General features: G+C 41.9%; 8 protein-coding genes and 1 pseudogene. 4 read left to right on the top strand and 5 right to left on the bottom strand.

Going from position 1 to position 13,529, the window contains the following annotated elements:
• Positions 1–258: 258 nt before the first annotated feature.
• The 3 genes and pseudogenes from IEY03_RS00350 to IEY03_RS00340 form a co-directional block, all read right to left on the bottom strand.
• The gene (locus tag IEY03_RS00350) at positions 259–1,149 is read right to left on the bottom strand and encodes a 4'-phosphopantetheinyl transferase family protein (RefSeq protein WP_188839358.1); all 891 of its coding nucleotides are present in this window, start codon (positions 1,147–1,149) and stop codon (positions 259–261) included.
• Between the two features lie 269 nt (positions 1,150–1,418).
• Positions 1,419–2,031: pseudogene (locus IEY03_RS00345) on the bottom strand (glutathione S-transferase family protein).
• 67 nt (positions 2,032–2,098) lie between these two features.
• Positions 2,099–5,530, bottom strand: a complete 3,432-nt coding sequence (locus IEY03_RS00340; protein WP_188839357.1) for a hybrid sensor histidine kinase/response regulator — start codon at positions 5,528–5,530, stop codon at positions 2,099–2,101.
• Positions 5,531–5,808: 278 nt separating this feature from the next.
• Here IEY03_RS00340 and acs point away from each other — a divergent pair, with 278 nt between their 5' ends.
• Positions 5,809–7,761 (top strand): acetate--CoA ligase, encoded by a 1,953-nt coding sequence (acs, locus tag IEY03_RS00335; protein ID WP_188839356.1) that lies wholly within the window; start codon positions 5,809–5,811, stop codon positions 7,759–7,761.
• A gap of 264 nt (positions 7,762–8,025) precedes the next feature.
• Here acs and IEY03_RS00330 read toward each other — a convergent pair whose 3' ends face one another.
• Together IEY03_RS00330 and IEY03_RS00325 are read right to left on the bottom strand one after the other, a co-directional pair.
• Positions 8,026–9,540, bottom strand: coding sequence for a carotenoid oxygenase family protein (locus IEY03_RS00330; RefSeq protein ID WP_188839355.1), 1,515 nt, complete (start codon positions 9,538–9,540; stop codon positions 8,026–8,028).
• Positions 9,541–9,590: 50 nt separating this feature from the next.
• Positions 9,591–10,109 (bottom strand): DUF2141 domain-containing protein, encoded by a 519-nt coding sequence (locus IEY03_RS00325; RefSeq protein ID WP_229778160.1) that lies wholly within the window; start codon positions 10,107–10,109, stop codon positions 9,591–9,593.
• 189 nt (positions 10,110–10,298) lie between these two features.
• Between IEY03_RS00325 and IEY03_RS00320 the strand changes: the two genes are divergently transcribed.
• From IEY03_RS00320 to IEY03_RS00310, 3 genes are all read left to right on the top strand, one after another.
• Positions 10,299–11,150 (top strand): LytTR family transcriptional regulator DNA-binding domain-containing protein, encoded by an 852-nt coding sequence (locus IEY03_RS00320; protein WP_188839354.1) that lies wholly within the window; start codon positions 10,299–10,301, stop codon positions 11,148–11,150.
• Between the two features lie 76 nt (positions 11,151–11,226).
• Entirely contained in the window at positions 11,227–12,987 is a 1,761-nt protein-coding gene (radD, locus tag IEY03_RS00315; RefSeq protein ID WP_188839999.1) for a DNA repair helicase RadD, read from the top strand.
• A gap of 239 nt (positions 12,988–13,226) precedes the next feature.
• A complete protein-coding gene (locus IEY03_RS00310; protein WP_188839353.1) occupies positions 13,227–13,487 on the top strand; it encodes a GrxA family glutaredoxin in 261 nt (86 codons plus the stop codon).
• Positions 13,488–13,529: the final 42 nt, after the last annotated feature.

Raw genomic sequence — 13,529 nt, 5'->3', positions numbered from 1 at the left:
AACAACCCTAAAGATGCTTTTATCGATGGTTTACACGGGTGGCATACTAAAAGTAAATCGTAAAGCCATTATCAGAGCTGGCTCAAAGTAAGCGTCAAGAAAATTCAAGGTTCAAGGCAATATTCAAAGACTTAACAAAAATGCACTCGCTGCAATGAGCGAAGAATAAAGCTACGCATGCTCATGCCGACTTAACCCATTTTTTGTAATTAAAACTGCGTACTTGCACAGTTAATTTATTCGCCTCATTATCCTTGTTTACCCACTAATTGAGTCCGCGGCCATTAACTCGGCAAGCGTAGTGAGCCTCATTATTGGTTGGCTAAATGAAGTGTCATCTAACCCAGACGATAAGCCTGGAACCGCTGATTGGGCAGCCTTAGCATTGGCACCAATACACACACTGAATCGATACTCACAGGTTAAGCGGCCAAAATAATATTGCCAGCGCATCTGTGGCAAAAATTCTGGGCTTTTGGGGGCAGAAAAATCAATGTAATCATTACAGGCAAACAAAGGCAATGGTTCAGATGAGTGTTCGGGTTGAAACACCTGATTGCCGTTAAATGAAAAAGAAAACGACTTAAGCGATTGTGCCAAGCCTTTGCCTGTCGCTTTAATGAATGCTTCTTTCAATGCCCATAAGTCAAAAAAACGCTGCCGCTGTAGCACATCGGGTAATGCTAACAAGTCATTGATTTCAGCCTGAGCAAAATAGTGATTTAAAATTGAGTGGATGTGAGTACTGGTACGCTGACGTTCAATATCGACACCCAAAGCAATCTGTAATTCTTGGGGTAATTTTTGTTCTATGCCGCCTAACAGTCCAATCATAAGCCATTCACCACTATGACTTAAGTTAAAATCTAATCCGCAACGCGCATGTAATGCCGCGGTTAAACACGGCTTACCTTTATCACCATACTCAAATTGCCACTGATGGGGAAGCACATCACTGTGCATTGATAAAACCGCCCTTAAAGCTAAACGCACTTGCAGTGCATTATGTTGAGCAAGCTCAGCTTTATAACGGTTTACCTTAGTTATTTCATCCTCAGTTAACCAGCCTAAAGCCAAGCCCTGATCAAACTGCACTCGACTCAACTGTTTATTTAATGGAATAAAATATATGTATGGTTGAATGATCATTAAACACTCTGTACAGGCAAGCAGGCTTTTTAGCGCTCAAGCTGGCTTGCATAAAAAGGCTTAGCCTTTAGCTCAAGATAGGGAACTTAAAATAACGCAGGTTAAGGCCAATGTCGCTGATGATTAACCAGAAAATAATTAAAAGGTAAAAAGTTTGTACGGTTCACCCTATTCTATAACTATCTAGTTAATCAGCTTCACTTGCGTCTAGGCTGATATTACTGCATTGATCCTTTTAGCCTAATCAACTCAATATTCACCGGCTAAAACTAATCCATCATAGCCACAAACCCATTTTGTTGCTCAACATTGGCAAGCCATTGCTGAATTGATGGATAGTTTTTTAAATCAAATCCCCCCTGATGAGCAACATGGGTATAAGCAAACAGAGCAATATCGGCTAAGGTAAATTGTTCACCCACAAGAAACGCTGATTTTTTGAGGGCATGCTCCATTAAATCTAATGCTTTATAGCCTTTTATATGGATAGCTTTATATTCATCTAGCCTGTCATCTGGCATCCCCAAATAATACTGAATGAAGCGAGCTACGGCGATGTATGGCTCATGGCTATACTGTTCAAAAAACATCCACTGATACATTTTGGCCTTATCAAAGGGATCATTTGGGATCATTTGGGATCAGTGCGGAGTTTTCAGCCAAATACCCCATGATGGCATTCGATTCTGACAATATTTGACCGTTTGAGGTTTCAATTAATGGAATTTTGCCAAAAGGGTGTTTTTGAAGATACCAATCATGCTGCGTATCGCCCTGTAAAATATCCATATCATGCCAGTGATGTGGTATGCCTAGTAGAGCTAAAACCAATTTGACCTTGTAGCAATTTCCTGACTTTATATCACCGTAAACTGTTAACATATTTTGCTTTTGCTCCACATATTTATTGTCTAAAAAAGATTTATTAGCCTGTTTTAACTTTTAACTTTTAACTTTTAACTAGGCTGGAAATCAGCGCCCTTAATGCCGCAGGTTTGACCATTTTAGCCATATAGTGATAACCGCGCTTTTCAACATCTTCAACTAACTGTTTATTTGTATTTGCGGTGATCAAAATACCCGGCAAATGTTGGCCGTAGCGCGCACGAATGCCGTCCATTGCATCCACGCCATTTTGATCATCATCAAGGTGATAATCCGCCAGTACGATATCAGGCGCAACCCCTTTTAAACCGAGTTTAATACGCGCATCAGCTAAATCTTTGGCGCAAACAACCTCACACTGCCAACGGGTTAACAATGATTCTAATCCCGCTAAGATAGCTTCTTCGTTATCAATACATAATACTTTTACACCCGCTAATGGCTGCAATAAACTGGAATGGGATTTTGTTTCAATCTCATGCACCGTTTTACCTAATGGCACTAAGATTGAAAACATTGAACCATCACCTAATTGTGATGTGACATTGATGTCATGTTCGAGCACTTTACTGATCCTGTCGGCAATTGCTAACCCTAAACCTAGGCCGCTAACATTACGACTACTGGGGTGATTTAAGCGTTTAAACTCACGAAATATCTCTTTTATATCATCGGCACCAATACCACACCCGGTGTCAAACACTTGAATTTCAATATGTTCGCCGCGACGACGACACCCCATCAATACCTTACCTCCCCTAGCATAACGATAAGCATTAGTGAGGAAGTTTTGCAAAATACGCCTGAGTAACGCAGGGTCTGAATTTACCGTTAATGTTGAGGGCACTAAAGTGAACTTGATTTGACTGTCTTGCGCCATAGCATCAAATTCAATCGCTAAAGCATTTAGCACCTCACCAACGGCAAAGTCACGACGATTTACCTCAACCATGCCAGAATCAAGCTTAGAAATATCCAATAAATCTGTCAGTAACTCACCCGCTGTTTTTAATGAGCTATTCACATGGGTGAGCGTGGTTCTGGCTTCTAAATCTAAGTTCGGATATTGAGATAAAGACGCTGTGAACAATCTAGCGGCATTTAGAGGCTGCATTAAATCATGGCCGACTGCCGCTAAAAAGCGAGTTTTTGAAGCATTGGCGAGCTCTTCTTGGGCTTTAGCTTCAAGCAATTCACTGTTAAGTAGGGCTAACTCGTAAGTACGCGCTTTAACCCTCTCTTCCAAGGTTTCGTTGGCTTCTTTTAAGGCTTTTTCCTGTAAACGATACTGAGTAATGTCAGTAAAGGTCATAACAAAGCCACCATCTGGCATGGGATTACCTTGGATTTTAATAACCTTGCCGTCTTTTCGTTCACGCTCAGAGGTATGAGGCGTGCCATTGCGCATATGTTGTACGCGCACATCGACTTGATGGTCGATATTACCCGTACCACAAAAACCTCTAGAGGCATTAAACCTTACGACCTCGCTAATTGGCATGCCTTGTTTCAAAAAGCCTTCTGGGTATTGATATAGTTCGGCATATTTATAATTCCACGCCATCAGATTAAGGTCTTTATCAACAACACTCATACCCTCATAGGCATGCTCTATTGCGCCTCGGAGCATGTCCTGACTTAAAATAATTTTTGATGAAGCTTCATCCACTAAGCTAAATACTTCATCTAATGCCAAGTCACGTCCCTGCATAACAGAGTCCATCACTAACTTGGCACTTGATGCACCAAGCACCCCCGCCAACATATGCTCTGTGTGAGCAATTAATTCATCGGGCGCGGCTTTATGCCAACTGTCACTTTTCACAGCGTCAGCAGAAAAGCGGCTAAAGCTTTCATAGGCGCGGGTTGGGCTAACAAAGCGGCTGGCAAGGATCAATAAATCCTGCTGGGCAATCGGCCCCTGACGCTTATTATCATTTTGCTTTAAGTGCCAAGGTTTAACAAAATTACTGGCTTGTATTCGTTCAGCAACACCTGCTCTAAACCATAATGACCCTAAAACGTAACAGACAATATTGGCTAATAGTGCGGTTAAAATGTCACTAACATTGGGTTTAATGGTGTCTAATATGCCTTGGTTTGCGCCAAAATGGGCCAGCGCACTAACATCATTGTTACTGAAAAAAAGAATGTAACACCACAAACTAAAACCAACACCTAAACCTAAAAATACCCCGTTGCGATTACCGTATTTCCAATACAAGCCACCAATTAATGCCGGGGCAAGTTGGGCAAACGCACCAAATGACAACATTCCCAAGTGTGACAACGAATCACTGTCAACTAAAGTTAAGTAACTGATATAGCCAAAACCTAAAATAATAACGATAGCTAAACGTCTGGCATTGAGGAGTAATTGTGAGAATTGGCTGAAGTTTTTTTGTCTGATTTGTCCGGTGCGAAGCATTATTGGCACTAGCCACTCATTACTGATCATTACGCTGATAGTAACCACAGCCACAATCACCATGCCAGTTGCTGCAGATAAGGTACCCAATAAAGCAATGACGGCTAAAATGGGTTGGTCTAGCGCCAGTGGCAAGTTAATAACATAAGTATCTGCGGCAACACTATCACCCAATAATATTTTGCCAGCAAGGGCTAAAGGTGCGACAAAAATACCAAATAGCGCCAGATATATAGGAAATATCCAACGGGCTTTTTTGAGAATGGATTCACCGCCACACTCAACCACCATCACATGAAACTGTCTTGGCATACACAAAAATGCCGCCATCCCGACGACTAATTCAGGTAAGAGTGACTCAATCCTTAATTGGCCAAATTCAATTAAATCGCGCTCATTTGCCTGCTGCCAGATGTCATCAAAACCATCAAAAAAACCAAAACTAATTACCACACCCACCAGTAAAAAGGCCGTTAACTTAACCAGAGATTCAAAGGCAATAGCTACCATCATACCGGGGTTATGTTCGGTTGCATCTAGCTTACGAGTACCGAATAAAATGGCAAAAACAGCCAAAATAAAGGTGATCAGTAACGGCACACCCTGCTGGTTTAAAGGCGCATCAGTGGGTTGGAATAAATTCAGTGAAAACACCATGGCTTTCAGCTGCAACGCGATGTACGGCATGATGCCAAATAAAGCAATAAGTGTGACTAACGCAGCAAGTAACTGGGATTTACCATAGCGAGCGGCAATAAAGTCGGCCACCGAGGTGATATTTTGCGCTTTTGACACCACCACCATTTTACGAAGCAACCCAAAACCAAAAGTAAAAATGATGATTGGGCCAATAAAAATCGGTAAAAACGACCACAGGTTGCTGGCAGACTGACCCACTGTGCCAAGAAAACTCCATGATGAACAATAAACGGCCAAGCTTAAGCCATAAATCCACACTTGCGCTTTTTGGGTGATTTTAGTGAACCAACGTTCTGCACCCCACGCCAAAATAAACAACAAAGACACATAACACACGGCAATAATTGCCACAAAAAGAGTTAAATTCATAACGCGATTTATTACCTTGAATTATTGAATGAGTCATCCGATATCATTCTTGTTATTATTTGGTTATCTTTTCAAAGCCTTCGATGATTGTCCATTAAACAATCAATATCATGCCACACAATAAAATTCACAACAGACATGTATAAAAGAACAACAGTTTAGCACGTGCAACAGGTTAAATAATAAGGACTTTATTAAACTAGACCAAGGTCTAATAGTGTTATAAGCCTGTTGCAGATGATACTTTCACCACGCCATTTATAGAAAGGGAAGCCCCTATGAGCTCGCAGTCTCTCTACAAAGTGCCTAGCGCTATCGCTGAAAATGCACTGGTCGATAATGATCAATATAAAAAAATGTACCAGGAATCTATTGTTAATCCAGAAGGTTTCTGGAGAGAACATGGTAAACGCATTGATTGGATCAAGCCTTACACTAAAGTAAAACAAACCTCATTTGATGATCACAATTTATCCATCAACTGGTTTTATGATGGCACATTAAACGCATCAGCCAACTGTTTAGACCGCCATCTTGAAAAAAATGGTGACACTGTTGCGATTATTTGGGAAGGCGACGACGCCAGTGAACAACGCAAAATTACCTATGCCGAACTCCATGCTGATGTATGTAAGTTTGCCAACGCCCTAAGAAGCCAAGGCGTAACTAAAGGTGATGTGGTTACCATGTACATGCCTATGGTGCCGGAAGCTGCCGTTGCAATGCTAGCCTGTGCCCGCATTGGTGCTATTCATTCAGTCGTGTTTGGTGGCTTTTCTCCTGACTCTATTGCCTCTCGCGTGATTGACGGTAAGTCAAAAGTTATCATCACAGCCGATGAAGGTATTCGTGGTGGACGTAAAATCCCACTTAAACGCAGTGTCGATGAAGCTATTGCACACCCAGATGTGGACTGTGTTGAAAAGGTCATTGTACTTAACCGTACCGGCGGAGACATAAATTGGGTTGAAGGCCGCGACATCTGGTGGAATTCATTAATGGATGTCGCATCAGAACATTGCCAATATGAAGAAATGGGTGCAGAAGACCCACTATTCTTGCTGTATACCTCAGGTTCAACCGGTAACCCTAAAGGTGTGTTACACACCACAGGTGGTTACATGGTTTATGCATCAATGACCCATGAATATGTGTTTGATTATAAACCTGGTGAAGTTTACTGGTGTACTGCCGATGTAGGTTGGATTACTGGCCACTCATATATGGTTTATGGCCCACTTGCTAATGGCGCTACAGTGCTTATTCATGAAGGCGTACCTAACTCACCTACCCCTTCTCGTTTAGGTGAAATGATTGACCGTCATAAAGTGAATATTCTTTACACAGCACCAACGTTAATTCGTGCATTAATGGCTGAAGGTAAAGAGCAATTCAGTGAATACAAAGGTGATTCGCTGCGTATTATGGGCTCAGTAGGTGAACCAATTAACCCTGAGGCATGGCGTTGGTACCATGAAGTAATTGGTCATGAGCAATGCCCAATTGTGGATACTTGGTGGCAAACTGAAACCGGCGGTATTTTAATTAGCCCATTACCGGGTGCGACTGATACTAAGCCTGGTTCTGCAACCCGTCCTTTCTTTGGTGTGCAACCTGCCCTAGTCGATAATATGGGTAACATTGTTGACGGTGCAACGGAAGGTAACTTAGTTATTTTAGATTCATGGCCTGGCCAAATGCGTACCATTTATGGTGACCATGACCGTTTTGCATTGACATACTTTAAAACCTTCCGTGGTATGTACTTCACGGGTGACGGTGCTCGTCGTGACGAGGATGGTTACTACTGGATTACCGGTCGTGTAGATGACGTCATCAATGTATCGGGTCACCGTCTAGGTACAGCTGAAGTTGAGAGCGCTTTAGTTGCGCATGAACTCGTAGCAGAAGCCGCGGTAGTGGGATATCCACATGACATTAAAGGTCAAGGTATTTATGCCTACGTCACCTTAACTCGTGATGTCGAACCTACTGAAGAATTACGTCAAGAGCTGCGTTTATGGGTTCGTAAAGAAATTGGCGCATTGGCTACACCTGATTTAATCCAATGGGCGACAGGATTACCTAAAACCCGTTCGGGTAAAATTATGCGTCGTTTCTTACGTAAGATTGCCGCTAACGAAGTAACCAACTTAGGGGATTCTTCGACACTGGCAGATCCAGCAGTTATTGATACCTTAATTGAGACTCGTTTGAATAAAACAGAGTAACAATAATGAGTTGAGCAGATAGCCCATTGCTCAACTCTTTGACTTGCTTGATAACGAGCGGCTTATTTCCATAATGTTATTTACATCCACCCTAGAGAAATACTAACCAGTTTCTCTTTTTTGCCCCTCATCTTGAGGGGCTTTTTTTATTCCCGTGCTTATTTGCCTAATCTATTGATAACCACTGATTGATAACCAGTGCATTCCCTACACCTACAGTATTGCAGATCTACCTTTTTCAATGGCCTCACATATGTCACTTGATTAACCCGCAACAAAATTACCGTGAAACCCAAGTGGTAAATGATAAGGTAACCAGGCTCTGGCTAATGGTCCTGATGCTAAATCATTCGCCGCAAAAATATTCAAGCAAGTGCGTTTTGTGGGAACATGCAACGCAGTCCCCATTAAGTAGCCACTGCCTTCAACGCCTTTAGGGCAAACACTCACATGCTCTTCTACCAGGTAATCATCACCAAAATGATAATGCTGCGTAGCGCCGGTATCAATATGCAAAGACGACAAGGTATCGCTCCACAAGCTGCTCGTTTTAGCCGACAAGTGATACAAATACTGATTTTTCAGGCCAACAAGATGATCACACACCCGCGGAAACTCACTGCTGTCGCCCACCGTTTGCATATGATAAGTGCCATCGATATACAGGCTAAACAAGGCGGTTTGCGCTTTCACACTTGCCTGCGACATTTTACCTTGCATCACATTCGCCAGCTTATGCAGCACATCAACATTAGGGTACAAGCTAGCATCAAAGTGAATGGTGCCGTTAGCTTCTTCCCAGGCATTACCATAATGAAAAGCAAATCCAGGCGGTAACTCAAAGCGTTTGGTCAATTTAAGTGACTGCTTATTGATCACCAACACACTCATCGGAATATCGCCATTAAATTGGGTACGGGCAAAATTACCTTCAATCGCTTTATCAACAAACAGTGACGGCAAAATGATCAACACGCTCTTATCGGTAATCAAAAAGTCATGCAGCATACCGCCACGGTATTGGCTGTTAATTAGCCCCACATTTTTAACTTTGCCATTAGCCGCTAATTGATAAATCACCACCTGACCTGATGGGTGCAAACCAAAATTCCAAATATCCCCATTAGGGTCAATTTTAGGGTGCGCTGAAAAAGGTAATCCTTTTAAGCTGTTTTCATATTTTGACCCCGCGCCCAAATTAACCTGCTGAGTATATTGCATTGAATCTCGGTCAATTTGGGTCGGTGATCCTGCCTCCCAAAGCGCCCAAAGATCATCACCCACGGCAATAATATTGGTATTGGCGGTATTCACCGTATCACTGCTAGTCACAGGTAAAGCATCGGCTATTTTGGTATCAGGCCCTGAATAGACAAATTGCTGTGCCTGCTGCTCTTTAGCAAACTTCGGCGTGTTAATAAATTGGCCACGGTGGACTATTTTTGGGCTGCTAATGTCAAAGCGCTGCAACATACCGTCGCCTTCAAAGGCGTGTAAATAGCGATTATCATCACGCTCATATTTTGCTGGGCCGTTACGATAAAGAACACCCTGTAAATCTGCTGGAATACGCCCTTCAATTGTCAGAGTTTGCGGCTCAAAATTAGCTTCAACATTAGCAAAACCAATTAACTCAGGATGCTGTGCCAGCGCCTGATTAAATTGCTGCTTAATATTAACCACTGTAGGGGCAGAAGATGCCAACGCATTCACTGCACCGGGCAACATGCTTGATGCCCCTATTATTCCCATACCTTTTAAAAAATGTCTGCGTTGCATGCTCATCTCCAAAGTTGTCATCTTAAAATTGTTATCTCAAAATTGGTCGATTAATAAATGATTTGCGTGTGGTTAATCTGTGTTGATGCGTCTTCGGTGATGCTGAAAGCGGCGTCCTGATAAGCTACCGGGCCATAATTCGGTTTGGCATTACTTGAAAAACCATAACCTTCTGACGGCATGCCAAATAAATTGGTATCTAAGGTGCCGTTATTATTCTCGTCCTGAAAAAAGCGCACCGCATATTCACCCGCAGGTACATTGCTAAAAGTCACAATATTATTGCCCGCTTTGGCCTGAATATAAGTCGCACTTAGCGCATTGCCATTTAAGTAATTAGCTTCACCGCTAAATAGCTGCACATAAATCTTACTTGGCTGGCTATTTACCCCTTCAATCTCAATCTTAATATCTGCGGCAAAAGTGGATGAATTAACCCACATTGATGCAAATAACACTGAAACCGCTAATAATGATGATTTACCCATTTTGTTACACTGGGTTTGAGTTAATCGAGTCGCTGCTTTATGGGTAGATGCATGAATCAATTTTGTAGTAAATTTAGTCATTGTTGTATGCCTATCGTCTATGATGAAAGTGTTATTGCAATGGCTGGTTAGTGCCGACATAAGCCGAGCAAATCTCGCCATTGCTTCGTGTTGAAAAGACGATAGAATGGAGCGATAAAAAATCAAAGTGGCTTTTCGTAAAGTGACTCAAAAACTTCGTGAAATGTAACTAAAAAGGAATGTGTATCTTTGACGAATCGTGAAATACCCCTAAATAATCAACAACTAAAACCTGAAAAGACTAAACATAAATTACTACAGCAACTGCTTGTAGTGGTATTAATTGGGCTATTTATTGGCTTTATGCGTCCCTTTGGTATGGATCAATACACCCTATTATTGTCGATGAGTTATTGGGTATTCACCTGCATTTGTGGCTACTTAATTTACATGCCACTAATCATTTTAGGCCATAAATACCTTGTCAAAAACGTAACCACCACCTGGCATCGAGTCGCAATATCATCACTATTAGCAAGCTTAATAATGAGCCTAATGGTGCCTTTTATTGGCTGGTTGTTTTTCAATCACACGTTACAGTTAAGTCACCATTTTTTACTCGCTCTACCCGACACCTTGATTATTGGTAGCATCATTACCTTTGTCAGCATGTTACAAAATCATCTTCATCATCAAAAGCAGCAGCTTGAGCAGTCAAAACTGGTCATTGAACAATCGCAAAAGGTCATTGAACAGCATCAACAAAGTCAAGACATCAATAGTATTCTAATTGATCAGTTTATGGCGCTATTACCGCTAGAAAAGCGCGGGCAATTGCTGTGTTTAGAAATGGATGACCATTATTTAAAAGTACACACAGATAAAGGCCAGCACATGCTATTAATGCGCTTAAAAGATGCATTACTGCAGCTAGAAGGGTTTCCAGGTTTGCAAACACATAGATCATGGTGGGTGGCAAACCAGGCTGTGGTATCAGTCAATAAAGAAAATAGAAAAATGTCATTGTTGTTAAGTAATCATCTTGAAGTGCCGGTTTCTCGAACCTTTGCCGAGGCAGTTAAAGCAAACTTAGCCCTATAACCATGATATTATCCGGCCATAGTTACCCAAAATATGTTGAACCTAATATTTGAAAGCTTCTACTGACAAAACTGCTTTGCAACTGCGTGATTACCAGCAAGACTCGGTTAACGCTGCCATAAAACACTTTCGCAGCAGCCAACAATCGGCAGTATTGGCTTTGCCGACGGGCGCAGGTAAAAGCATTGTTATTGCTGAACTGGCCCGCATCGCCAACGGCAATGTATTAGTGCTAACCCACGTAAAAGAGTTAGTTGCGCAAAATGCTGAAAAAGTCGGTTTACTCACCCAAGCTGCCAATATTTACTCCGCCGGATTAAACCAGAAAAAAGCCAACGGTAAAACGGTGGTGGCCAGCGTACAGTCAGCAGCGCGGGCATTAGATAAGTTTGATCAGCCCTTTTCACTGGTGATTATTGATGAATGCCATCGGGTCAGCAATGAAAAAACCAGCCAGTATCAGCAAATTCTGCAGCACTTAAAAAAGCAAAACCCAGCCATAAAAATTTTAGGCCTTACCGCAACGCCCTATCGACTTGGATTAGGCTGGATTTATCATCACCATTACCACGGTAAAATAGGCAACACTGACACGGCGGTTTTCGATAAATGCATTTTTGAATTACCTATGCGTCCGCTGATTAAACAGGGCTTTTTAACGGCACCTAAGTTATTTGATGGCCTAAGCGCTCAGTACGATTTTAGCCAGCTTGAACCAACAGAAGCTGGCGAGTTTAATCAGCAAGAGGTGGAATCGATACTCAACCATCAAGGCCGTGCGACAACTGCGATAGTGAAACAAATCGTGCAGCTGGCAAATACCCGTAAAGGGGTGATCATTTTTGCCGCAACCGTGCGCCACGCGCAGGAAATTATCGGCTTATTAAACAAGCTTATCGACAATACTGCCACGCCAACCAAAGCAGCATTAATCACCGCCGCCACGCCGCATCATGAGCGCGACACCATTATCGATGCCTTTAAAGCGCAGCAAATTAAATACATAGTCAATGTAGCGGTACTGACAACTGGCTTTGACGCGCCCCACGTCGACTTAATTGCCATTTTAAGGCCTACTGCATCGGTTAGCTTGTTTCAGCAAATGGTCGGTCGTGGCCTGCGTTTAGCGCAGGGAAAAACCGATTGCTTGGTAATTGATTACGCCGCCAATGGATTTGACCTGTATTTCCCTGAAGTGGGTCAGGCCAAACCCAACAGCAAGTCAGTACCAGTACAAGTGCACTGCCCTATGTGTCAGTTTGCCAATACCTTTTGGGGACACGTGGATAATGATGGCGATATCATTGAGCATTTTGGCCGCCGTTGTCAGGGATTAGTCAGTGATAAAACCAACAATGAAATCCAATGTGATTTTCGCTTTCGTTCAAAAGCCTGTCCAGACTGCGGCGCTGAAAATGATATTGCCGCCAGAGTTTGTCAAAGCTGTCACTCGACTTTAATCGATCCAGACAAACGACTTAAGCAAGTTTTACAATCACAACATCACCACTTATTTAAGTGCCAGAAAATGCTGTTTACCCAAGATAATCAAAGTTTGGTCATTCAATACATTGATATTGAGGGGAATGACTTTAAACAGTATTTTAAATTTGACACCTCACCACAAAAAAAAGCTTTTTATGCCGCGTTTGTGCTTAATCACACCCGCACTCCAGGAATGCCTCATCCTAAATATGATAACGTCAAACAAGTTTTAGCCGATCAACGCAGATTCAGGCAGCCTCATTTATTAATCCTCAAAAAACAAAAGCATCATTGGAAATTAGTTGATCTATTTTTCGATTATCAAGGTAAATATAAAACAGATTTTAGTTAATGGCATTTAGCCATTATTTTGAATGATTGCCTTACAAAAATGATTAACAATTTACGTCAACAGCTTAAAATGGTCATAGCCTGATCAATTGCCATTCAATGTGCATTAAGCTTAATTGTCCGTTTTTTAGTTATGGTTAACCTTTCTAAGCAAAGGTTAAGCTAAATTCACTTCATCACGTTATCAATTGGAAAATAGTTGTGCTATAAACACAACAAATCGAAAAAGTAGGAGTTATTATGTTTGTTGTTATTTTTGGTCGCCCTGGCTGTCCATACTGTGTTCGTGCGGTTGAATTATCAGAAAAATTAACTGCACACCGTGAAGATTTTAAATTTAAGTATGTGGATATTCACGCAGAAGGGATTTCTAAAGCAGATTTATCTAAAAGTGTCGGCAAAACGGTTGAAACCGTACCACAAATTTTTGTTGATGAAGTTCCAGTTGGCGGATACACGGATTTTGATCAATATGTTCGTCAACATGGCTTGCTTGATTAAGACTTATTGATAATGAAAAAGGACTCTAACAGTGTTAGGGTC

The sequence above is a fragment of the Shewanella aestuarii genome (assembly GCF_014647215.1).
In the GTDB taxonomy this organism is placed as follows: Bacteria; Pseudomonadota; Gammaproteobacteria; order Enterobacterales; family Shewanellaceae; genus Shewanella; species Shewanella aestuarii.
Note: the sequence above shows the minus strand (reverse complement) of the source record. Positions and strands in the feature narration are given on the sequence as shown.